Genomic DNA, 23,803 nt, shown 5'->3' on the forward strand with positions numbered 1-23,803 from the left:
TTATCAAAAAATCCCAAACTATCAAGAAGATATTTTGGGATTTTTTGCTTTATAGCTTAATATAAACTTTGAAGAATGTCACCTATGCATTTGCAGTAGTAGCTTCTTTATCGATTTTTCCAATCAATCCAGCCAAGACTTTTCCTGGGCCTACTTCAGTGAATAAAGTAGCGCCATCGGCAATCATTTGTTGTACTGATTGTGTCCATTTTACCGGAGCTGTCAATTGTATGATTAAGTTTTTCTTGATTTCGCTTGCGTCCGAAACTGCGCTTGCCGTTACATTTTGATACACTGGGCAAATAGGAGTAGAGAAGGTAGTTGCTTCAATAGCTGCTGCGAGTTCCTCTCTTGCTGGTTCCATCATAGGCGAGTGAAAAGCACCACCTACAGGCAATAATAAGGCGCGTTTTGCTCCCGCTTCTTTCATAGCTACACAAGCCGCTTCAACAGCAGTTGTTTCTCCTGAAATAACTAATTGTCCTGGGCAGTTATAATTTGCTGCAACTACAACTCCATCAATACTTGCGCAAACCTCTTCTACTACATTATCAGCAAGTCCTAAAACTGCCGCCATAGTTGATGGCTTGATTTCGCATGCTTTTTGCATCGCTAATGCTCTTTGTGAAACTAATTTCAATCCGTCTTCAAATGACAAAGCACCATTAGCTACTAAAGCTGAGAACTCTCCAAGGGAGTGTCCTGCAACCATTTCTGGCTTGAAATCAGCACCCAAAGTTTTAGCTAATATAACCGAATGTAAAAAAACCGCAGGCTGTGTTACCTTTGTTTCTTTCAATTCTTCAGCCGTTCCTTCAAACATGATGTCTGTGATTCTAAAGCCTAAAATTTCGTTTGCTTGCTCAAATAATTCTTTTGCTAGAGGAGAATTTTCATATAAATCTTTTCCCATTCCTGTAAATTGTGCGCCTTGTCCTGGAAATACGTATGCTTTCATATTTTAAATTTAAAGATTGAATGGTTTACTATTTTCGAAATTAAACCAGCTGCAAAAATAGTATTTTTTTTTACAAACAACATTTTTCTACTTAGAAGCAGCAACTCTCGTTAAGCAACAAGCAATTCTCCCGCTTTTACCTCTATCTCCTAGTCCTTAAAGATCAGGACTAGGAGGATGCCGGTGCAATCGGGGCTATGTATTCCGTTTAGTTTATATAGGGAAGTATTACAACAGCGTATCAATTATAATAGTACTCTTCAATAATTTAGAGACTGGACATTTTTCGGCAATGATCAATAATCGTTTCTTTATATCAGCTTCAACAGCAACAGGAAAAGTGATTTTTCTAGTAATTGTTGTAGTGAGTTCGGGATTGCTTTCTTGATGAAAATTTAAAGCAATATTGATTTCGGGTATGTCCCATCCTTTTCGATCAATGTACATTCTTAAAGTAGAGAGCGTACAAGCTGCTAACGAGGCAAGCAGCGTAGTATAGGGATCAGGTCCTAAATCTCGGCCTTCAATTTTTTCAGGTTCGTCCATTATAAATTGGCCGTTGCGCCATGTAATAGTGCACAAATATTTTTGTGTTCCTATATGTCCTGTAATATCATTTTCGAGTGCGTTTTCCATTTGGTAGTGTTTTAAAATGTGTATTTGAAAGTTAGGATAAAGTGGCTGCCACAATTGGTTTGAGCTAGTGCTAATTTACTGTTTTTTAAATAATTATTTGGAGCTCAACTTATCTAAGTTTCCCTAGAATTAACTTTAGGTTTGATGTAACAAAATAAGGATTTATCTACTAATTATTAAATGCTCTTTTATTATGAAAAATATAGTTTCGGGTTCGCTTTTTATTATAGTTGCGCTTTTACTTTTTTATGTAGGGATGCCTACCATTAATTATGGTTTTGTGGGATTTCCTATTGCGCTAGTATTGTTAAGTGTGCTATGGATTTTCATATCAACGGGTCTGCATATTTCGCCAGACAAAAAGCAAGTAAAAATTGCTAAAAGGCCTAATAAATTTGTTTTGTACTTCATGCTTGTGGTGCTAGCTTATCTTGTAATTACACCACTATTGACTAGTTTGCCTATTTTTAGAACAGCAGCTTATCAAACACTCATAGGTAAGGTAGCTGATGGCAATAAAATTTCTAATCATATTGCTCCTATTTCTATTGATGAAATTAGAGTGGTAGATGAGGATTTAGCACACTTATTAGGAGAGAAAGTACTGGGATCACAACCTGCATTAGGTAGCCAGGTAGAATTAGGAGAGTTCTGTATTCAAAAGGTGAACAATGACTTGTATTGGGTAGCTCCGTTGTTGCACTCTGGTTTTTTTAAATGGATGAACAATAGGTCTGGATCAGCTGGATATGTAATGGTATCGGCTACAAATGAAAGAGATGTGAAGTTGGTACAAAACATTGGCGGAATCCCAGTAAAAATTAAGTACCAACCTAAAGCGTATTTTCAATCAAATATTCAACGACTATTGTATTTAAACGGCTATGCTACGGTAGGTTTAGAAGATTTTAGTTTTGAGATTGACGATAAAGGATTGCCTTTTTGGGTAGTGACTACATTCAAAAAAGAAATTGGTTTCAGCGGAGACGAAGCAACAGGAATTGTTCTAATCAATGCACAAACAGGCCAAATGAAAGAATATTCGATTGCAAACACACCTAAATGGGTAGACCGCATTCAACCGATTAAATTTATAGAAGAACAGTTAAACGATTGGGGAGAATATGTGCAGGGATATTGGAACTTTTCTAATGAAAACAAACTTCAAATTACCGAAGGATTGACATTAGTATATGGTAACGACAACAGATCATATTGGTACACAGGATTAACCTCTGTAGGAAAAGATGAATCTGCGGTAGGATTTGTGTTAGTAGATACGCGAACAAAAGAAGCTACTTTTTACAAACAAGGTGGCGCTACAGAGTATGCTGCTCAAAGTTCAGCACAGGGTAAAGTACAGGAGAAAGGTTATCAAGCTTCGTTGCCTATTCCATATAATATCAATAATATTCCAACGTATGTGATGACCTTGAAAGATAAAGGTGGCTTAGTAAAAATGTTTGCTATGGTTGCCATATCTGATTATACTATTGTGGGAGTAGGGAATACCATGCGTGAGGCATTAACATCGTATAAAAATGTCTACAATATGTCAGATAATAAGGTAAATCCAAATAGTGTTTCTAATAGAAAAGTGCTAACAACAGTGATTACTAGAATCCAAAATGACGTTAAAAATGGCAATAGTTTTTATTACTTTAAAGTAAAAGACTACCCTAACATCTTTGTGGGATCTTCTCAAATATCGAGTCAGTTACCAGTTACAATGATAGGAGATCGTGTAACACTATCTTTTGATGTAGATATGGAAGCTGTTATTGATGTTTCATCGTTTCAAAATTTAGACTTAAAAGATAAATAAAAATAGAATTTGCTTAACAATAAAAAGGCTGACACTAATGTATATTAGGAGTCAGCCTTTTTTATTAGTTTTAGCAGTATAGCGTTTGCTTCTACAGCGCTTTTGCTTTAATAATTCACTATTTTAATAGTAAGGCAGTTGTTACAATACATCCTTAAAATTAGCATTTTCATCAAAAACATGTGCTACAAAAGGACAAGATGGAACAATAGTGATGCCTTCTTTTCGGGCATAAGAAACAGCTTCTGTAACCATTTCTTTTCCTAATCCTTTTCCAGTTTCATCATCTGTAACCTCTGTGTGGTCAATGGTTATTTGCTTAGAGCCAGTATGTCTAAAGATCATTTTACCTAATAGTTCACCATTGTTTTCGATATAAAAAACACCTTCTTTTTCGTTATTTTCTAATTGCACTTTTTTACTCATCGTCTTTTTGTTTTTAGTTAGTATTGCATTGGAACTTCCATTAGCAATAGTTCAACATCTGAATTCATTTTTAATTCTAATGTTGTTGTATTCCAAATTCCAAAACCATCTCGAGTGTCTAATTCTTGACCGTTAATGGTCAATTGTCCCGAAAGCACAAAAGCATAAACGCCGTTGCCTTCTTTCTTAATGTGATAGTCAATAGTACTGTCTTTCTCTAATTTTCCCAAATGAAACCAAGCATCTTGATGAATCCATACACCTTCGTCCTCTGGATTAGGAGATAGAATTTGTTGTAATTTATTGTGTCGATCCGCCTTATTCAACGTTATTTGTTGGTAGCGAGGCGTTACATTCTTCTTGTTGGGGAAAACCCAAATCTGTAATAATTTTGTTCTTTGATCATCGTTAGGGTTAAACTCACTGTGTTTGACTCCAGTTCCCGCGCTCATCACCTGTACATCGCCATTTTTAATAGTCTCCGTATTCCCCATGCTGTCCTTGTGTGCTAAATCACCTTCAAGCGGAATCGTTAAAATCTCCATATTATCGTGCGGATGAGTACCAAAACCCATTCCTGCCGCAATAGTATCGTCATTCAAAACACGAAGTGCACCAAATTGTACTCTTTCTGGATTGTACCAACTACCAAAACTAAAGCTGTGGTAAGCATTTAACCATCCATGATCTGCGTGTCCTCTAGTAGTTGCTTTGTGTAATACAGTATTTTCCATGTTTATAAATTTAGTGATTTATGTTATACAAATTTACGCACTAAACAATCAAGGGACACTTAATGTAGATTAAGAAATGGGCTGATGGGGTTTAGAGTGAACTATTCTTCTAAATTCATTTTTAAATGATCTTTTACCCATTTTTGCATCCAATTACTTTTAAAACGAAACCAATCTTCTCTATAGTCTGAATTATCAATACAAGTTTTAAAATTGGCAAAAGGTTTTCTCATCTCTAGAACGGTAATCAATTTGTCTTGAAACTTAGTATCTAGCGAAGTACTGTTTGCAAATTCTTGCATCATGCTGAAGGAATCATGACTTTCTGGCTTTTCAACTTCTAGGTAATTAGTAGCTTCATTTTCTAATTCTTCAATATCCTCTTGCCAGAACTCGGCGTTGACTTCATCTTCAAAGTCTAATTCAACTGGAAAAAAGAGTAGTTTGTTTGTTTTCGTATTGTGGTAACAGCGCATACCACAATCCATTTGCTCGGCTATTTCTTTTATTTGTGATTCACTTAAAATTTTCATAGTTTGTGGGTTTATGATTTCTAAAATTAATAAAAAAATAACCACAAACACCTCAGTAAACTGAGGTGTTTGTGGTTAGTAATAAGTGACTTCATATTTTAAATTCCGAAAAAAGTTTTAGAATTTAATGTGGTATGTTCAGCTACTTTATCTATTGTGATTCCTTTAAAGTGTGCAATTGTTTCGGCAATAAAAGGTAGAAAAGCAGGTTCACAACGGCGTTCGTGCTGTTTTTTTAAGAGGTTTTTAGTAACATTCTTGGGTAACATAAAGGGTGCGTCGGTTTCAATCATTATTTTGTTTAGCGGGATGTATTGCAGCACTTCTTTTAAATGTTGAAAACGCCAAGTGTCTGATATTGCTCCGGTAAAACCAAGATAGAATCCGTTATCGAGATAAATTTTTGCTTCCTGCAAAGTTCCTGTAAAACAGTGTACGACTGCTTTGGGCAATTCGGGTAAATACTGGTTAGTAATACTTATAAATCGTGAAAAAGCGGCTCTTTCATGTAGGAATAATGGTTTCTGAGTTTCAATTGCTAATGCTAACTGCGCTTCATAACAGCTTTCTTGTATGTTTCTGGGCGAAAAATCCCGATCAAAATCGAGTCCACATTCCCCTACAGCAACTACTTGGGGTTGTAATAATAATTCCTTTAGCTTCGAAATACTTTGATTATCAAAATTTTTCGCTTCATGCGGATGGATTCCTGCCGTGGTGTATAAAGTATCTGGATGTTTTGTAGCAATTAATGCTGATTGCTCGCTGTTTTTTATACTTGTACCAGTGATTATCATTTTAGATACATTAGCTTTAACTGCGTCTTGTATGATGTTATCAATGTCGTTGTAGAATTGTTTATTAGTTAAATTAATTCCTATATCTATGTATGTTGTCATTGTCTTATCTAATGTAGGTATTGATTTAGATTCCGTTTTCGTTTATTATTGCATTATTTAGCATTATCAACTAATCTTATGAATTCAGATTTATATCCTTCATCATCATTTGAAGAACCTGACTTCGCTAATTTCTTGATGGATTCAACGGAGGTATTTGTAATTAATTTGGACTCTTTTAATTTTAAACCAAACCAAGCAACTGCAACACTGAATTTAAAATCAGCTGAGCTGCTTTGTAATCCTACTAATTTACTGTTGATAGTTTGAATCATTTCGATACTTTTTTCTCCATCGGGTTTTTTATATCTAAATTTTACGGTCGCTAGTTCATCATTATAATTGATAGTTTCTGTTTTTGTTTTTGAATATTTTAAAACATCAGGGATAAAACTACTTTTAACTCCTGTTGGTATGATCTCGTACAGTGCGGTTACGGTATGACCACTACCTAATTCACCAGCATCTACAGCATCATTCTTAAAATCTTCGGCTTTCAATCTTCGATTTTCATATCCTATCAATCGATAAGCTTGTACATGTTTAGGGTTAAATTCTATTTGAATTTTTACATCTTTTGCAATAGCAAACATAAAACCTTTAAACTCTTTTCCTAAAAAACGATTGGCTTCCTGTATGTTGTCAATATATGCGTAATTACCATTTCCTTTATCAGCCAAAATTTCCATTTTACTGTCTTTATAGTTACCCATTCCGTAGCCTAAAACGGTTAAGAACACTCCTGATTTTCTTTTTTCTTCAATTAAATCTTCCATGTCGCTATCAGAAGAACTACCTACATTAAAATCACCATCGGTTGCCATTACAATTCTATTGTTTCCTTCTTTGATAAAGTTCTCTGCAGCTAATTTATAAGCTAGTTCAATTCCCTCACCTCCTGCAGTGCTTCCGCCTGCATTCAAGTTATCAAAGGCATCCATAATGGTTTCTTTTTTATCCCCAGATGTTGGAGGTAAGACAACACCAGCTGATCCAGCGTAGACCACAATAGCTACCTTATCTTTAGGTCTCAGTTCTTGGACCAAAATTCGCATTGATTCTTTCAATAAAGGCAGTTTATTATCCTCACTCATAGATCCCGAAACATCAATTAGAAACACTAAGTTGGATGCAGGCAAATTAGTCATAGGGATGTTTTTTCCTTGTAAGCCAATTTTTAATAATTTATGGTTTTCATTCCAAGGACAGTCACTGTATTCTGTATTGATTGAGAAAGGGTTTTTTTCGTTAGGTTGCGGGTAGTCATATTTAAAAAAGTTTATCATCTCTTCTACTCGAACAGCATCAGTAGGGACTTTTTGTCCATTATTTATAAAACGACGAATGTTTGTATAAGAAGCATTGTCTACATCAATAGAAAAAGTAGAAAGTGGGGCCGTTTTAGGAGACTCAAAGGAACTTTCTTCAGTCTCTGCGTAACTTTCACTGTTAGGTTCATCAATAGCTATCTCGTCATATTCTGCGGGTGCTGATATTGTAATTGAATCCATTTCTTGAATGTCATTCTTTTGTTTACAATTAGTTAAAAGGAGTAATGAAAAGGATATAATAATAAAATGTTTTTGTGTCATTATAAATGTTTTAAAAATTAAAAAGAATGTTTTTTTTTGTATAGTATTTATGTATTCAAGGGGTTTTAAATGATAAAATTATCCCTTCTTTTTTTATTGGGTTATAGCTTTCTTAACCTTTTCTTTTGTTTGTTCGGACTATTAATTTGAAATAAAATTCAAAATTGTTTTTGTTTAAAGGTTTTTTTAAATTAAAATTTTTATGTATTTTTTGAATAGTTGCACTAGGTTCGTTTATTGAACGATTTAGTATCAAATTAACAAAAAATAAACCACAAATAATTCAAGTGACTGAAAAATTTGTAGTTATAAAAGAGAACTGTTTTTATAAGTTAAAAGAGTATTCTTATGATTTATGCATCTAGGAATTGGATCGTTTTATAAATTGTTTAAGTATAATTAAATTCTTTTTTTAAATTAAGTAGTGTAATATAAAAAAATGCAGCTATTTTATCTAAAAGTTTTCCAAATGTCTAAAATCTAATGATTCTAGAAACATGGTAATTGTGTAAACTTAAATTGAATTTACACAACTGATTTATGACTGTTATCAACTACTTTTGTTGATTATAATAATTTAAAATAGCTAGCATGCCGCAATTATACAAAGTCATTCTATTTATGTTTATGGTTTCTTCAACTGCTTTCTCACAAATCGATTTTGATAATGTGATTATTAGAAAAAACATATCGCAACAATGGGAATTAGACAGTATTGATAAGCAAGGAACTTTTAGGCTAGTTTCCTACCGTCCTATATATTTTGCTGCTGCGCGCTGGTCGAGCAAGAAAAATGAAGCGCCATTTGACGAAAGCGGTGAATTTGCTACTAAAGACAAAAATATTTTTAATAATATTGAAGCCAAATTTCAAATCAGTTTTAAGACTAAAGTGATGCAAGGTGTTTTCTTTGGAACTGGTGATTTGTGGGTGGGATATACTCAAAAAGCACACTGGCAGATCTACAATAAAAAACTATCAAGAGCTTTTAGAGAGCTTAATTACGAACCTGAAATTATCTTGAATTTTCCAATGGATATTAATGTCTTTAAAGGAAAAATCAGGACTTTTGGAGTTATACTAAACCATCAATCTAATGGAAAAGACATTCCTACATCAAGAAGTTGGAACAGAATTGTATTTAATATAGGCTACGAATATAATAATTGGAATATAAATTTCAGACCTTGGTATCGTTTGCCTGACACTGAAGACGAAAACCCAAATATCACCAAATATGTTGGTGATGCTGAATTAGAAATAGGAACCCATTTTGGTCGACATGAGTTTTATACACTCATAAATCACTCCTTTAGCACTTTCGAAAAAGGAAATATTCAACTTAATTACGTTTTTCCAATTCACGGTCACTTAAGAGGGCATGCTCAATTTTTTCAAGGCTATGGAGAAACCTTAATTGATTATAACGTAAGTCAAACGACCTTAGGGATCGGGGTTTCATTTGCGAATTGGTAGAGAGTAGTTTGAAGACAATACCAATGCTATATTTGATATAGTTTTTTTAAATTACATATTTGGCTAGGTATGATTAACGTTTTGTGTGTGATTGTGTGAAATTACTTCTCATCTACAAAGCTTATTTTCTTGCTATTTACATGAGATTATATTCTTGTTGGATCTATTGATCGATAATAACCTTTATTATAGAGGTGAATTGTATACTATTATTTTTTATAAAAATGTCTTTCTTGACATTTTCAGGTGATTTAAAACGCTCTGTATTTTTTATTTCACTTATCGTAACTTACAATTATTAATTGTATCTAGATTGGGCTTGGTTTTATAAATCAGGTTGTATTGGGTTTATTTTTAGTACAATAAAGATCACTAAGTATAACTACTTCCGCAATAATCGCGCTTTCATTTTACTGAAAAACTCTGGAGTTACCCCTATATAGGAGGCGATTTGTTTTTGAGGCACTTTTTGAATTAGTGTTGGGTATTTGCCACAAAATTTCTCAAAGCGCTCTTCAGCGGATAAGCTAAGGTTATCCATAAGGCGCTCTTGGTTGGCTACCAAAGAGTTTTCGATCAAGATCCTGAAAAATCGCTCTAGCTTCGGGATTTCTTTATATAATATTTCTTGTTTTTCTTTTGATAAAAAAACAACTTCGGCATCTTCGAGAACTTCTATAAAAAGATTTCCCGGTTTTTGTGAAAGCAAACTATACATGTCACCAATCCAATACCCCTCAGTGGCAAAGTTCAGGACGTGTTCGACAATATGGTCGTTGATGTTAAAACTTCTTAAAATCCCCGAATTCACAAAATAAGAGTATTTGCAAATATCGCCCGAGTTTAGCAAAATACTTTTGGCTTTGAACTGTTGTGTATTTACTTTTGATAAAAACAGCAATTGTTCCTCAGGTGAAAGCATGATGTGTTTTGCAATATTTTGAAGTATTAACTGCATTACTTTTGCTCTTCAGGAAGTAATTTAAAATACGAAACCTTATAACGATTATTAACTATTTTTCCCGTTACTTCAGCTTTTCGAACTGCTTCACAAAAACCATCGGCTCCATGTGCATCACCGTGCTCGTCAATCGATGTTCCGTCAACAAAGTAGGCTTTTCCATCAATCCTTACTGCAAGATCACAGCCTTTTCCTTTTAACCCAAATTGACATTCACCACATGAGGCTTCTACGATTTGTGTTTTTTGAGCTGTTTTTTTTTCTTGTGCTGATAATGATAATGCAGCAAATAGTAAACCACTTAAAAATAAGTTTTTCATCTTTTTATTTTATAAATACGAAAATAAGTATTTTATTTCGAATTCAGGAAAGCAAGATAAAAACTTGTGGTTTTGTTTGTGAAATTAGGCTAATAAAAAGATTAATAGTGAATTACATAGCGTAATTTTTAAACATATATATCCACAGCAATCGTGAAAACCGAATGTTAAAAGAAGCCATTGCAATTATTACAAAAGCAATTATAGGAATAATTCTTAAGTCGAATGCTACGGGAAAGAAAAACTGAGCGATTACATAAGTTGCGATGGCTTGAGCTACGGTGAGTCCATAGTTTACATACATTGCGCCAAAGAAGTAACCAGGTTCTTTCTCGAATTTATAGTTGCAATGAGAGCAGCTTGCATTCATTTTAGGAAACCCAATATTAAAGAAAATACTTTTTTCATTAAAAACTTTTCCTTCATGACATTGGGGGCATTCATTATTTAGGATGTGAACAAGTGTATTTGCCATTTTAATTTTTTTTCAAAGGTATTCTATCATTCTCTTATGGGTATTTTATATCTTCGCTAATTATAGCATAATAAAGACATTTTTACATTATGAAAAAGTATCCTGTTTACAATATTCAGCATTTTAACTGTAACTTGGTTAATAGTGATTTTTATATCAATACATTCCAAAATCATTTGGTTACTCATAGTTTTGTAGAAAAGCCACACCGCCATGATTTTTATGTTTTGGCTTTCTTTATTGTTGGTTCTGGGACTCATGAGGTAGATTTTGATAAGTTTAATGTGCATCCAGGAAGCGTTTTTGTCTTGCAGCCCGGACAAATGCATCATTGGGATTTATCAGAGGATGTTGATGGATATGTGGTGTTTTATTCTCAGGAAATGTATAATTTATATTTTGGACAAAAAGACATTGATAGTTTTCCATTTTACTTTTCGGTGAATGCAAAATCTGAGATTATTTTAAGCAAGGAGGAGTCGGCTGTTTTACAACCTTTGTTTCAAATGATGCTTGATGAAGCGAGTGATAACAAGATTTTTAAGCAGGATAAAATTCTTAACTTACTGGATATTATTCATATTGAACTTGCAAGGAAATACAATGAAACGGCAGTGCCTGAAATTCATTCCTACAATAGTAAAATTAAGCATTTTGCACAATTGCTAGAAGCTAAATTTATTACGGAGAAAGCGGCTTCATTTTATGCTGACGCGCTTAGTATTACTTTAAAACACTTGAACAGAATTTGTAATGAGATGTTACAAAAAACCACTACTCAGGTCATTACAGAGCGCATTATTCTAGAATCAAAACGAATGTTGATGGATAAGAATTTAACGGTAAACGAAATAGCAACCAAATTAGGCTATGATGATTATTCTTATTTTATGCGGTTGTTTAAAAAAAATACAGGAATGACACCAAAGATGTTTAGGTTGTCAAAACAGTGATTTACGATTGAACTTTAAGTAAAGCTGCAGCTTGTATTGCTCTTTCAGTAATTTCTTCAATAGGAGTTTCTAAGGTGTCGTTTGTTAAGGCAACTGCCATGCGGCGGTAGGGACGTGAGCTTGGTTTTCCAAATATTCTAAAGTCGGTTTTGGGTAAAGCAGCTATTTTTTCTAGTCCAGTGAATGTTGGGTTGGTACTATTTTGGGAAGCTAATACAACAGCACTTGCTCCCGCTTTTTCTAAAGTTATGCTACAAATAGGTAAACTCAATATCGCTCTTAGGTGCAATTCGAATTCGTTGAAGTTTTGCGTTCCAGCTAGTGTTACCATTCCAGTATTGTGTGGTCGAGGCGAAAGCTCGGAGAAATAAACACCATCATCAGCCAAGAAAAATTCGACTCCAAAAAGTCCGGCGCCACCTAAGGCTTCAGTTACTTTTTCGGCCATGTCTTGTGCTTCGTATAAATCCTTGTCGGATATTCTGGCGGGTTGCCAACTTTCTTGATAATCTCCGCGTTCTTGACGGTGACCTATGGGTGCACAAAACAAAGTTGGGTTGTTGTTTTGAGTAACGGTTAATAATGTGATTTCCGAATTGAATTTGACAAAAGCTTCTACAATAACTTCGACTACATCACCGCGAGAACCTTCCACGGCGTATTGCCACGCTTTCTCGATATCGTCAGTTGTTTTTATAGTTGATTGCCCTTTTCCAGATGACGACATTAAGGGTTTTACCACGCAAGGCATTCCTACGGCTTCTACTCCTTTTTGTAATTCCAAGGCAGTGGTGGCGTAGCGATAAGCTGCCGTTTTTAACCCCAGTTCTTTGGAGGCTAAATCGCGAATGGCTTTGCGATTCATTGTAAAGTTGGCCGCTTTCGCAGAAGGGACTACGGTAATCCCTTGTTTTTCGTAGTCATAGAAGCGTTCCGTGCGAATGGCTTCAATTTCGGGAACGATAAAATCAGGTTTGTGTTTTGCTACGATGCGATCAAGTTCTGTTCCGTTGAGCATATTAATGACTTCAAATCCATGAGCTACTTGCATGGCAGGTGCGTTTTCATAGCTGTCAACAGCAATTATGGTTTGCCCGATGCGTTGTGCTGCGATTACAAATTCTTTTCCTAATTCACCTGAACCTAGCAATAGTATTTTCATTTTTTTGTTGTCTTAATTGGATTGTAAAAATACTGAATTGCTTTTTTGTCACCGCAAAATTAGAAAGTATTTTAAGGAGAATTTGTTGTTTTTTCTATCGTTTTTTTTTTGATTAGAAATTTTACAAAAGTTATTTAAAGTTTGTGGGTTTTGCGTAAGGGATAGAGGCGGCATCCTCGTAGTGCAACGAAGAGATATAGCCGAAAGCCCGACCAATGCTCAAACGCTAGTGGAAGCATGGTTACGCCCAAGTTGTTTTCATGAATAAAAATGCTCTTAAATTTAATACAACAACTATTCTTACGTTAATCATTTATTGAAAAATGAGACTGTTTGTATAATTACTTATTAATTTTTAAAGATAAAGTAGAATAAACAAGGCTTAATTATGTATTTTCGGTAAAAATATTAAGAATACTTTATAATTTTGGGTGGTAATTTTTAGGAATTACGTGCTAATGGTTAGTTTCATAAATGATTAATAAATTTAAATTTTAATAAAAATGGTTTTAATTTTAGTCGCTATTTTAGTGCTTTTTATTGTGTTGATAGGGTTTTTAATTATGCTCTATAATGGTTTTGTTTCCAAAAGGAATATGGTTGAGGAGGCGTTAAGTGGTATTGATGTGATATTGAAAAAACGGTTTGATTTGATTCCGAATTTAATTGAAACAATCAAAGGGTATGCAACACACGAAAAGGAAACCTTGACTGAAATTGTAAGGTTGCGTAATCAAGCATCGGGCGTGCAGTCTAACGAACAAAAAATGCAAATGGATGCTAATTTGAGTCAAGCAGTGACTAAAATTTTTGCTTTGGCAGAAAATTATCCCGACTTGAAAGCGAATACAAACTTCCAGAGTTTACAAACTGATTTATTAAATTTAGAAACCGATATTGAACGCTCTAAAAGATATTATAACGGTACGGTAAGAGATTATAATATTGCGGTGCAAAGTTTTCCGGGGGTAGTAATTGCAAATGCTTTTGGTTTTGCTAAAAAAGACTTTTTAGTGTTAGCAGATGCTACACAAAGGGAAACACCTAAAGTTCAGTTTTAATTATGGGAATGATGCAAGTAAAGAAAATAGTAGCTTTTATAAGTTTGTTGTTCTTTTTTTATGGGAATGCCCAAGAAAAGATCATTCGTTTTGATGCAAAAATTCAAATCCAACATTCTGGAATTATTCAGGTAACTGAAAGTATCCAAATTAAAGCAGAAGGAAATCAATTTAAGCATGGGTTGCTGAGGGTTTTGCCATTAAATAGGAAAGATAAAGATGGTAATGAAATTGATTTAGGATATGAGATTAATTCCATTAAAAAGGACGGAATCAAAGAGCCGTATTTCACAAAAGAGGAAGATGATTTTTATAAAATTTACATAGGTAGTAAAGATAGGGATCTAGATGTAGGTACCTATACGTATCAAATCACTTATAGTTTGCCCTATCAAATAGGGTATTTTGATGATTATGATGAATTGTATTGGAACGTGACAGGAAACGACTGGCAGTTTTCAATTGATCATGCTGCATGCGAGATTTATTTACCTAAAGAAAATGCCGAATTCAAAAGTTTGTATAGTTACAGTGGTTCAGATGGTGCTAAAGGTTCAAATGCAACTAATCGTTTAATTAATAATAAGACTGTAGCCAGTTTTTCAATTGACGGTTTGCGCCCTTATGAAGGGTTGACTGTTGCAGCTTCCTTTGATAAAGAGTTGGTTTTGCCTCCTAGTACGCTTGAGAAATCAGCTTCATTTTATAAACAAATAAAGGAAATGTTGTGGTCTGTAGTTTTTGGAATAGCGGCATTGTTTTTTTGTTTTTACCAAAGATTTGGAAAAAAACGCAATCGTTCAAGCGCTATTATTCCTGAGTTCAGACCTCCGTTTGCCTGGTCTCCGGCTATTGTAGGCTATGTGTATAATAATGGACTTAATGATGAAGTGTATATGGCATCAGTCATAAATACAGCTGTCAAAGGTGCAATTAAAATTAATGAAACTATTGATGAAGGTGTTTTTACAAACAGTAAAATATATGAGATTGAAGTTTTAAACAAAACGCCTAGTAATTTAAGTGACGAGGAGCAAGCTTTTTTTAAACCTCTTGCTGATCGAGTGCGTATTTTAGTGAGTATGACCTCGTACAAAATATTTGAAAAGGCTTATAATGGATGGCAAAATAGGGTTGCTAAACAAATTAAAATTGAATCTTATCACGTAAGCACGACTCGGAAAAAGTGGCTGGGTTTTTTATTACTTGTAAATATAGGTTTGATTTTTTTACTACTGAGTAGAACAAAAGGCTATGTTAATTATGGTTTTTTAATACCTTCAATAGCAGGATCAATAGCAATAGTATTATGGCTTAGAAAGAAAATAGAGCATTTAGGATTAATTATCCTTAGGGGGCTGTTGTGTTTTTTCTGGGTAATACCTACTGTATTTATTTATATTTTCTCTTTGTTTTCGGCTACTTGGATGCAGTTAGGGGTTCAGGCAGTTATTATATTGGCTTATGTTGTTTATGTTTTTAGTATCGAAAAACACACTCAAATAGGTTTAGAGGCAATGGAAAGGATCGAAGGTTTTAAAATGTATCTTGAAACTGCTGAAAAAGACCGCATGAATATGCTTAACCCACCAGAGCAAACACCCGAATTATTTGAAGAGTTATTACCTTACGCTATTGCACTAGATGTAGATGTGGCTTGGGGCAAACAATTTGAAACCGTACTTGAGTTGGCGAAATATGATCCAGCGTGGTATTCAGGCAATGAAGGTTTTTATATCGCATCTAGTGGTTTTGTATCTAGTTTTGGAAAATCAGTAAGCGCGTCTAAAGTAGATCCTTCACCACCAAGTAGTTCTAGTAGTAGAAGTAGTAGCAGTGGAAGCAGCGGTAGCTGGAGTAGTGGAAGTTCAGGTGGTGGAAGCTCTGGCGGCGGCGGTGGCGGTGGTGGAGGCGGTGGCTGGTAACAGTTGTTACTTTTTTAAAAATTTTAAAACAAAAAATAACACCAAATGATATAAACAAAAAAAATACCTCAAGAACATTTCCTGAGGTATTTTTTTGTGCAAAATGGTCAAGCAATGGCTTAACTATTTAAGTTTAATTTCATCAAAATAGCTTTGATACTATTTAACTGTTTTGAAATAACGGCAATTTGGCTTTGTTCTAATTCTTCTTTTTTCAATGCCATTTCGTATTTTTCAATCGCTGCTTCTTCACCAGTGATACAGGCGTTTACAATAGCTTCAGTGTCGCCACTTGTGAATGAAGATTTAATATCGATCCAAGCGCGGTGAATTGCTCCTAATGCTCCACCACCAGATGTATCAGTAGATTTTCCTAATTTGTTAATTTCGTCTTGTAATTCTACAATAAATAAAGCGCGTTCACGAGCATATTGTGTAAAGTCGGTTTTCATAGCTGTATTTTCTACATGCTCCGCAGCATTAGTGTAGCCTAATTTTCCATCTTCAAGAATTGCAATTAATCCGTCTAACGTATTTACAATCTCTTCTCTTTTTTCATCTGTATTTATCATGATGTTTGTTTTTTAGTTAATATTATAATACAAAGATGGGAAGAGAATGCTGCGTTTGTCTTACAAGATTTTCATTGGTTTTTATAAAATTGTGGAATCATTAATTTAAGGTATCGATATACAGTGGTGGTTGTAGAAAAGAGAATGGAATTGTGGAATTAAAATTTGTAATCATCCAAAAATAGTTGTTTTTCGAATGAATTATGGTGTTGCTTTATGGTTAGTGGTTTCATTTTTTAAGGTGCGATAAAGAAATAAAAAGGTAGTGTAGTGTGCTGTAGCATAATTTGGAGTCCAAGCTTTTATGGTGTGGCTAGTCAAAATCTTTATATGGTCAGTGAAATAAAAAATGCCTCAAGAAATGAATCTTGAGGCATTGTCGTTATAATTTAATAAGGAATTAAGCAGCCAAAGCTGCTTTAATTCTTTTTAAAGCTTCTTTTAATATGTCATCACTTGTCGCATATGAAAAACGAATACAATCAGGGTTTCCAAAAGCGTCACCTGTAACTGTTGCTACGTTAGCTTCCGCTAAAAGGTACATGGACAAATCCATTGCGTTTTTGATTTCAGTTCCTCTTAATGTTTTTCCAAAGAAAGAAGATACATCAGGGAATACATAAAAAGCTCCTTCTGGAACGTTTATTTTTACTCCTGGGATCTCTTTTAATAAGCCTACTACTAAATCTCTACGAGAATGGAAGGCGTCAACCATGTGTTTCAATACAGATGGATCTGCGTCTACAGCAGTAATTGTAGCGCGTTGTGCGATAGAATTAGCTCCTGAAGTTACTTGACCTTGAATTTTAGTACACGCTTTTGCAATGAATTCAGGTCCTCCAATATAACCAATTCGGTACCCTGTCATTGCAAATGCTTTTGCAACTCCGTTTACAGTTATGGTTTTATCAAACATTTCTGGGATTGATGCAATGCTGCAAAAAGTTCCCGAAAAGTTGATATGTTCATAGATTTCATCAGCAACAACGTAAACGTGTGGGTGCTTTTCTAATACTGCCGCTAGAGCAGTTAATTCTTCTCTATTGTAAACTGATCCTGATGGGTTACAAGGAGAAGAGAACCACATCATTTTAGTTTTTGGTGTGATTGCTGCTTCTAACTGTGCAGGTGTGATTTTAAAATCAGTGTCTATTGATGTAGGAACTTCTACAGGAACACCTCCAGAAAGTTTTACAATTTCAAAATAAGAAACCCAGTAAGGTGCTGGCAAAATAACCTCGTCACCATCGTTTAGCATTACTTGCGCAATGTTGTATAAGGATTGTTTTGCTCCTGTTGAAACTACAATTTGAGATGGTTTGTAATCTAGATTGTTGTCTCTTTTAAATTTTCGGCAAATTGCTTCTTTCAAGTCTCCGTATCCTTCTACTGGTGAATAAGTACTGTAATTGTCGTCAATTGCTTGTTTTGCTGCTTCTTTGATGAAGTCAGGTGTATTAAAGTCAGGTTCTCCTAAACTTAAACTGATGATGTCTTTTCCTTGCGCTTTTAATTCTCTAGCTAAAGCAGCCATCGCTAATGTTTGTGAAGTCGCTAAATTGTTAATTCTGTCTGAAAGTGGGTTCATTATTAGTTGAATTGTTTCCCTAAATAATAGTTTTTAAGGGGTAGTTATTGATTAGTTCTTAGTTTTATAGATATAATTTAAAATTTCAAGAAGCCCTTAAGTTATATTAACTCTGGTTTCATTCCTAAATCTTTTAAATGCTTAAAGTGAGCAATTACGGCACTACGCATTGTTTTATATTCGTAATAAGGAAGGTTGCACTCTTGCGCTGTTTCCTTAACGATTCTTGCAATTTTACCATAATGAACATGACTGATGTTCGGGAAAATATGGTGTTCTATTTGGTGATTTAATCCTCCGGTATACCAATTTATAATAGCATTTTTTGGAGCGAAATTAGTTGTTGTGAACAATTGGTGAATTGCCCAAGTATTGTCCATTTCTCCTAATTCATTTGGTGAAGGATTTGTAGTTTCTTCAACGACATGCGCTAATTGGAAAACTACGCTCAAAATTAATCCAGCTGTATAATGCATAATGAAAAAACCAATAAGTACTTTCCACCATGTAATTCCAATAACTATAGGTAATACAATCCAGATCGAAACGTAAATTAGTTTTGTAATAATTAAAGTTGTCCAAAGAATTTTTGGGCTTTTAGCTTCACCATAAGATAGTTTTCTTTTTAGGTAACTTTTCATTTGCTTAAAATCAGTGGTAATAGCCCAGTTGAATGTTAACAAACCGTATAAGAAAACCGAATAATATTGTTGGAAACGATGAAAACTATGCCATTTTGCGTCCTTTGTAAAACGGATAATTCTACCAGCATCAAGATCCTCATCATGTCCAGGGATATTGGTATAGGTGTGGTGCAATACATTATGTTGTACTTGCCAGTTATAAACGTTTCCAGCAAGAACATAAATGGTTCCTCCCATGAATTTGTTGACCCAGCTTTTATTAGAATAAGAACCGTGGTTTCCGTCATGCATTACATTCATTCCTACGCCAGCCATTCCTATTCCCATAACAATGGTTAGTAAAAGATGGGCCCAAAAAGGCATATCAAGTGTAAGGATTAAAAAATAAGGCGCTAGAAAAACAGCAAATAAGATTATGGTTTTTAAGTATAATCTCCAGTTTCCTGTCTTTTTTATATTATTTTCTTTGAAGTAGTTGTTAACCCGTGAGTTAAGTGTTCTGAAAAACTTCAGTTTGTCTTGCTTAGCAAATGTAGGTGCAGTATTAATCATATGTAATTGTAATAAGTTCCAAAGATAATTATTAAAATTTTCAACTCTGCAAAATTGAGTTAAATATTTAAGGCTTAAAAAGAGTACTTTTGTTAAAAAAATAGAACGATGGACGAGATTTTGAAGTATTTTCCTAATTTGACTGATATTCAAAAAGAGCAATTCGCAAAATTGGACTTTTTATACCACGATTGGAACGAAAAAATAAATGTCATTTCTAGAAAAGATATTGACGCTTTATACACAAAACATATTTTGCATTCATTAGGAATTGCTAAAATCATGAAATTTGAACCTGGGACTTATGTCCTTGACGTAGGTACAGGTGGTGGGTTTCCAGGAGTGCCTTTAGCAATCCTTTTTCCTGAGACTCGCTTTTACTTGATTGATGTTATTGCCAAAAAAATTAAAGTGGTACAAGGTGTTGTTGATGCTTTAGAATTAAAAAATGTAAAAGCTGAGCAAATGCGTGCCGAAAATGTAAAAGGTGATTTTGACTTTATTGTAAGTCGTGCCGTTACAAACATGCCAGATTTTGTTTCTTGGGTTAAAACCAAAATAAAAAAGCAGCAAAAACATGCGTTAAAAAACGGAATTTTATACCTTAAAGGAGGCGATCTAACCGAAGAGTTAGCTGCATTCCCTAAAGCAACAGAATACAATCTAGCCGACTTTTTTGAAGATGAATTCTTTGAAACTAAAAAAGTAGTGCATTTACCACTGAAGTTTGTGGTATAATGTTCGTACAGTCGTAAGACTGACGTTACGTAATGATATAAAGCAAAAAGCCGAATCTAAAATTATAGATTCGGCTTTTTTTATGTTTTCATAAGTAGTAAAGCTTAGTAGCTTTGTCACTCAGAGACTTTGCAACTTAGAATATTATTCTCCCAAAAATGGGTATCTGTAATCTACTGGAGTTACAAATGTTTCTTTGATAGTTCTAGGAGAAGCCCAACGCAATAAGTTCAATGGAGAACCTGCTTTGTCGTTTGTTCCTGAAGCTCTTGCTCCACCAAATGGTTGTTGTCCTACAACGGCACCTGTTGGTTTATCGTTGATATAGAAGTTACCTGCAGCATTTTGTAATTTTACAGTTGCTACTTCGATTGCATAACGATCGGTACTGAAAACAGCTCCTGTTAATGCGTACTCAGAAGTTGAATCTACTAATTCAAGCGTCTCTTCCCATTTTGCATCTTCGTAAACGAAAATAGTCATCACAGGTCCGAATAATTCGGTTTCCATTGTTGAATAGTGAGGATTTGTAGTTACGATAACTGTTGGCTCAATAAAATACCCTACTGATTTGTCGTAGTTTCCACCAACGATGATTTCAGCGTCAGTATCTTTTTTAGCTTGGTCAATAAAACTAGCCAATTTGTCAAATGAACCTTCGTGAATTACTGCAGTAATAAAGTTGCTAAAATCTTCTGGAGATCCCATTTTCATGGATTTAACATCAGTGATAATTTGTTCTTTAACAGCTGGCCACATACTTTGTGGTACGTATGCTCTTGAAGCTGCTGAACATTTTTGACCTTGAAATTCAAATGCACCACGTACAATTCCTGTAGAAACTTGTTTAGGATTAGCGCTAGAGTGAGCGATGATAAAATCTTTTCCTCCAGTTTCTCCTACAATTCTTGGGTATGTTTTATAGTGGTGTATGTTTGTTCCTATTTTTGCCCAGATATCTTTAAATACATGAGTCGAACCTGTAAAGTGTAGTCCTGCGAAGTCACGGCTTGCAAGAACGGTGTCAGTCACCATTAAAGCATCTCCAAAAACTACGTTGATAACTCCATCAGGAACTCCAGCTTCTTTGAAAACTTCGATAATAATTTGAGCCGAAAATACTTGGCTATCACTTGGTTTCCATACCACAACGTTACCCATCATTGCAGCACTTGCTGGAAGATTAGCAGCAATTGCTGTAAAGTTAAAAGGTGTAATCGCGTATACAAATCCTTCAAGAGGACGGTATTCTAAACGGTTCCACATATCAGAGGTAGAAGAAGGTTGGTCTCCATATATTTGCGTCATGAACTCTACGTTAAAACGTAAAAAGTCAATTAACTCACAGGAAGCATCAATTTCTGCTTGGTGAATATTTTTAGATTGTGCGATCATTGTCGCTGCATTGATTCTTGCTCTGTATGGTCCTGCGATTAGTTCAGCTGCTTTTAAAAAGATAGCTGCTCTTTGTTCCCATGCCATGTTTGCCCATGCTGTTCTAGATTCTAATGCGTTTGCAATAGCTTTTTCAACATGCGATTTCTCAGCAAGGTGGTACGTTCCTACAACATGCTTGTGGTCGTGAGGAGCCGTCATATTTTTAGTGTTTCCAGTTCTAATTTCTTCACTTCCGATGTATAAGGGAACGTCAATTGTAGAATTCCACATTTTAGTGTAAGCTGCTTGTACAGCTGCTCTTTCAGGTGAATTTGGCGCGTACCCTTTTACTGGTTCATTTACCGCTTTTGGTACGTTAAAAAATCCTTTTAGCATGATATTTTGATTTGTTCATCTGCAAAAAAATAACAGACGAGATTAGACATTCTGATTAGACATAAATTCAGCAAAATATTGCGAAAAATTTATTGTGTAACAAAAGTACAAAGGATAATTTAAAAATAAGATAAATATGCCCGAAGAATATGAAGTTATTTAGGTTAATTGACTTAATTTAAAGCAAAAGGGGCACAAAGTCTAAATGTTGGGATTAAAACTTTAAAAGTTTTCGTGGTTGTAAAGTTAATCATATTGAAATACCCTTTCATTGCTCCGTAAGGAGATGATAGTAAACAACCAGAACTGTAAGTATGTAATTCTCCTGGTTTTAAAACAGGTTTTTTTCCAATGATTCCTTCACCATCAACAATTTCAATATCATTTAAGGAATCATGAATTTCCCAATGACGCGAAGTAAGCTGTACCGAATCCTTACTATGATTTTCAATTGTGATCTCGTAACTAAAGGCAAAATGAATCTTGTAGTTCTTGAAGTAAGTACCTTCAAAACTAGTCAAAACGGATATTTTTATGCCTCTTGTAATTTGAGAAACCATATAAATTAGGGTATGAGAGTATGTTATAACAACAAAAGTACAAAAATTTGATTTTGTTTTACTCTTTTTGAGTTAATATTTTAATTAACTATATTTAAGGAACTTAACTCAGTTTTTCCTATTACCTGATCATAACGACCGCTACTTTCTTTGTAGTACACTAATATAGTGTAATTGTTTTCTGTTTGATAAAAATTTCCGTCAATGGCATGTTCTAAATCGATTGTGCCTTTTTTGTCGGCAATAGTATATTCAAAATTGGTAAAGCCTTGTTTTATCAAAAGCGCTTTCTCGTAGATTCCTTTTTTTTCATTGTAGTCCATTTTATTCTCGTCAGACATGCTGTAATTGTTGAACATTCCGGTAATGTAAATATCCTTGTCCAATCTAAATGAAGGTGCCGATAAGCTGAAATAAACCCATGCATAGTCGGCTTCAATCTCGTTGTCACTAGCATTAGTGTTTTTGACTAAAAAGTTTCCGTTAACATCTTGTGAAAATGAATATGGGAAAGTTGCTCTGGCGTTATTAGTGAATAAATGGCTTCCGTATATAGCAGTATTTGCATCTACATGAGCGACATTGTTTCCAGAAGTACGAATGTCTTTATTTTCAAAATATAAAAATTCATTTCCAGCCCAGAACTGTGTTTCTTTATCATATTTGTAGATTAATTCATTTCCAATAGTGTATTGCGGAACGATATTTTTAATGGCAGTATTAAATTTCCCATTTTGCAAAATGGCAACTTTCACATTCTTTAACGGGTTCTGGAAATTTAGCGTTGTTGAATTAATAGAGAACTCAATGTTTTGTTTGTAATTTAAATTATCAATTGTTCGTGCTCTTTTTATTTGCATAGGCACTTTAACTGATTCTTCGTAAAGAATGAATTTTCGAGTAAAAACAACTTCTTTAGCATCATTTAAAACCGTAATTATGTAATTGCCACTTAATTTAAGTTGTAAAGTATATTGATTGGGTATTGCTAATGTGTAATGGGAGTAAATTTGTAACGTATTAAAGGAATTGCTATAATTTTGAATTCTTTGGTTATCAAATCCTTCTAGGTATTCGTTTTTTGGAATCGCAGTAGGGATCCAGTTATAGTCACAGTGCACGATTTCATAATAATAATCGGCTTCATTTCCATATAAATCATCAAATTGTATTTGAAATCCAGTGCCCAATGGAAATATTGGAAACACATTTTGATTGTTTTGTACAAACGAAACTGTCTTGATGTTAAAAGGTGGAGCAACCTCATTTTGTACTTGTGAAAATAAGAGCTGTATTGTTGCTAAAAATGCTAATGTGACTATTTTTCTCATTGTAAATAAAGTGATTGATGGGCTAAATGTACTAATTAAATAACTATAAATTAGATTAACTGGTTTTAGGAAAGTTATTGTTTAATGTAAGAAAAATGTTAAAATATAC

Annotated in this window: 23 protein-coding genes; 6 read left to right on the top strand and 17 right to left on the bottom strand. The window is 34.2% G+C overall.

The features are described from left to right. Positions 1-82: 82 nt before the first annotated feature. A complete protein-coding gene (gene fabD / locus ACVEGE_RS10135; protein WP_192501379.1) occupies positions 83-958 on the bottom strand; it encodes an ACP S-malonyltransferase in 876 nt (291 codons plus the stop codon). Between the two features lie 228 nt (positions 959-1,186). Further along, positions 1,187-1,594, bottom strand: coding sequence for an OsmC family protein (locus ACVEGE_RS10140; RefSeq protein WP_192501380.1), 408 nt, complete (start codon positions 1,592-1,594; stop codon positions 1,187-1,189). Positions 1,595-1,787: 193 nt separating this feature from the next. Here ACVEGE_RS10140 and ACVEGE_RS10145 point away from each other — a divergent pair, with 193 nt between their 5' ends. Continuing rightward, entirely contained in the window at positions 1,788-3,419 is a 1,632-nt protein-coding gene (locus ACVEGE_RS10145) for a hypothetical protein (protein WP_192501381.1), read from the top strand. A gap of 141 nt (positions 3,420-3,560) precedes the next feature. Here the strand turns inward: ACVEGE_RS10145 and ACVEGE_RS10150 are convergent, their stop codons facing one another. The 5 genes from ACVEGE_RS10150 to ACVEGE_RS10170 all read right to left on the bottom strand — a co-directional run bounded on the left by ACVEGE_RS10150 (position 3,561) and on the right by ACVEGE_RS10170 (position 7,603). Then, entirely contained in the window at positions 3,561-3,845 is a 285-nt protein-coding gene (locus tag ACVEGE_RS10150; RefSeq protein WP_192501382.1) for a GNAT family N-acetyltransferase, read from the bottom strand. Between the two features lie 17 nt (positions 3,846-3,862). Continuing rightward, on the bottom strand, positions 3,863-4,579 hold the full coding sequence (locus ACVEGE_RS10155) for a pirin family protein (RefSeq protein WP_192501383.1): 717 nt from the start codon (positions 4,577-4,579) through the stop codon (positions 3,863-3,865). A gap of 101 nt (positions 4,580-4,680) precedes the next feature. Beyond that, a complete protein-coding gene (locus ACVEGE_RS10160; protein ID WP_192501384.1) occupies positions 4,681-5,112 on the bottom strand; it encodes a UPF0158 family protein in 432 nt (143 codons plus the stop codon). A gap of 98 nt (positions 5,113-5,210) precedes the next feature. After that, entirely contained in the window at positions 5,211-6,011 is an 801-nt protein-coding gene (locus ACVEGE_RS10165; RefSeq protein ID WP_173850433.1) for a TatD family hydrolase, read from the bottom strand. Positions 6,012-6,064: 53 nt separating this feature from the next. Continuing rightward, on the bottom strand, positions 6,065-7,603 hold the full coding sequence (locus ACVEGE_RS10170; protein ID WP_192501385.1) for a vWA domain-containing protein: 1,539 nt from the start codon (positions 7,601-7,603) through the stop codon (positions 6,065-6,067). Between the two features lie 591 nt (positions 7,604-8,194). Here ACVEGE_RS10170 and ACVEGE_RS10175 point away from each other — a divergent pair. Then, the gene (locus tag ACVEGE_RS10175; protein ID WP_192501386.1) at positions 8,195-9,079 is read left to right on the top strand and encodes a phospholipase A; all 885 of its coding nucleotides are present in this window, start codon (positions 8,195-8,197) and stop codon (positions 9,077-9,079) included. Between the two features lie 382 nt (positions 9,080-9,461). On the opposite strand, the gene ACVEGE_RS10180 is transcribed toward ACVEGE_RS10175, so the two are convergent. The 3 genes from ACVEGE_RS10180 to ACVEGE_RS10190 all read right to left on the bottom strand — a co-directional run bounded on the left by ACVEGE_RS10180 (position 9,462) and on the right by ACVEGE_RS10190 (position 10,835). Next, positions 9,462-10,037: a Crp/Fnr family transcriptional regulator gene (locus ACVEGE_RS10180; protein ID WP_192501387.1), complete on the bottom strand. Its 576-nt coding sequence runs from the start codon at positions 10,035-10,037 to the stop codon at positions 9,462-9,464. Further along, positions 10,037-10,360, bottom strand: coding sequence for a DUF6370 family protein (locus ACVEGE_RS10185; protein ID WP_192501388.1), 324 nt, complete (start codon positions 10,358-10,360; stop codon positions 10,037-10,039). Before ACVEGE_RS10185 ends, ACVEGE_RS10180 begins: the two co-directional genes overlap by 1 nt. A gap of 112 nt (positions 10,361-10,472) precedes the next feature. After that, positions 10,473-10,835 carry a DUF983 domain-containing protein gene (locus tag ACVEGE_RS10190; protein WP_173850425.1) on the bottom strand — a complete coding sequence of 121 codons (363 nt, stop codon included), beginning with the start codon at positions 10,833-10,835 and terminating at the stop codon, positions 10,473-10,475. An 89-nt stretch (positions 10,836-10,924) separates the two neighbouring features. Between ACVEGE_RS10190 and ACVEGE_RS10195 the strand changes: the two genes are divergently transcribed. After that, on the top strand, positions 10,925-11,788 hold the full coding sequence (locus tag ACVEGE_RS10195; RefSeq protein WP_192501389.1) for a helix-turn-helix domain-containing protein: 864 nt from the start codon (positions 10,925-10,927) through the stop codon (positions 11,786-11,788). Between the two features lies 1 nt (position 11,789). Here the strand turns inward: ACVEGE_RS10195 and purT are convergent, their stop codons facing one another. Continuing rightward, on the bottom strand, positions 11,790-12,950 hold the full coding sequence (gene purT / locus ACVEGE_RS10200) for a formate-dependent phosphoribosylglycinamide formyltransferase (protein ID WP_192501390.1): 1,161 nt from the start codon (positions 12,948-12,950) through the stop codon (positions 11,790-11,792). Between the two features lie 503 nt (positions 12,951-13,453). On the opposite strand from purT, the gene ACVEGE_RS10205 reads away from it, so the two are divergent. Together ACVEGE_RS10205 and ACVEGE_RS10210 are read left to right on the top strand one after the other, a co-directional pair. Next, positions 13,454-14,011: a LemA family protein gene (locus tag ACVEGE_RS10205; RefSeq protein ID WP_192501391.1), complete on the top strand. Its 558-nt coding sequence runs from the start codon at positions 13,454-13,456 to the stop codon at positions 14,009-14,011. An 8-nt stretch (positions 14,012-14,019) separates the two neighbouring features. Next, positions 14,020-15,936, top strand: a complete 1,917-nt coding sequence (locus ACVEGE_RS10210) for a DUF2207 domain-containing protein (RefSeq protein ID WP_192501392.1) — start codon at positions 14,020-14,022, stop codon at positions 15,934-15,936. A gap of 119 nt (positions 15,937-16,055) precedes the next feature. Here the strand turns inward: ACVEGE_RS10210 and ACVEGE_RS10215 are convergent, their stop codons facing one another. The 3 genes from ACVEGE_RS10215 to ACVEGE_RS10225 all read right to left on the bottom strand — a co-directional run bounded on the left by ACVEGE_RS10215 (position 16,056) and on the right by ACVEGE_RS10225 (position 19,292). After that, on the bottom strand, positions 16,056-16,508 hold the full coding sequence (locus ACVEGE_RS10215; protein ID WP_173850415.1) for a ferritin-like domain-containing protein: 453 nt from the start codon (positions 16,506-16,508) through the stop codon (positions 16,056-16,058). A 400-nt stretch (positions 16,509-16,908) separates the two neighbouring features. Continuing rightward, the gene (locus ACVEGE_RS10220; protein WP_192501275.1) at positions 16,909-18,096 is read right to left on the bottom strand and encodes a pyridoxal phosphate-dependent aminotransferase; all 1,188 of its coding nucleotides are present in this window, start codon (positions 18,094-18,096) and stop codon (positions 16,909-16,911) included. A gap of 101 nt (positions 18,097-18,197) precedes the next feature. Further along, complete coding sequence (locus tag ACVEGE_RS10225) at positions 18,198-19,292, bottom strand: fatty acid desaturase family protein (protein ID WP_173850407.1); 1,095 nt, start codon at positions 19,290-19,292, stop codon at positions 18,198-18,200. A gap of 108 nt (positions 19,293-19,400) precedes the next feature. Between ACVEGE_RS10225 and rsmG the strand changes: the two genes are divergently transcribed. Continuing rightward, complete coding sequence (gene rsmG, locus ACVEGE_RS10230; RefSeq protein ID WP_173850405.1) at positions 19,401-20,030, top strand: 16S rRNA (guanine(527)-N(7))-methyltransferase RsmG; 630 nt, start codon at positions 19,401-19,403, stop codon at positions 20,028-20,030. Between the two features lie 144 nt (positions 20,031-20,174). On the opposite strand, the gene pruA is transcribed toward rsmG, so the two are convergent. The 3 genes from pruA to ACVEGE_RS10245 all read right to left on the bottom strand — a co-directional run bounded on the left by pruA (position 20,175) and on the right by ACVEGE_RS10245 (position 23,694). Beyond that, positions 20,175-21,803, bottom strand: a complete 1,629-nt coding sequence (pruA, locus tag ACVEGE_RS10235) for an L-glutamate gamma-semialdehyde dehydrogenase (protein WP_192501274.1) — start codon at positions 21,801-21,803, stop codon at positions 20,175-20,177. Between the two features lie 173 nt (positions 21,804-21,976). Beyond that, the gene (gene apaG, locus ACVEGE_RS10240) at positions 21,977-22,363 is read right to left on the bottom strand and encodes a Co2+/Mg2+ efflux protein ApaG (RefSeq protein WP_192501273.1); all 387 of its coding nucleotides are present in this window, start codon (positions 22,361-22,363) and stop codon (positions 21,977-21,979) included. Positions 22,364-22,443: 80 nt separating this feature from the next. Beyond that, a complete protein-coding gene (locus ACVEGE_RS10245; protein WP_192501272.1) occupies positions 22,444-23,694 on the bottom strand; it encodes a type IX secretion system plug protein in 1,251 nt (416 codons plus the stop codon). Between the last annotated feature and the right edge of the window lie 109 nt (positions 23,695-23,803).

The sequence above is a fragment of the Flavobacterium sp. PL002 genome, from assembly GCF_054165825.1.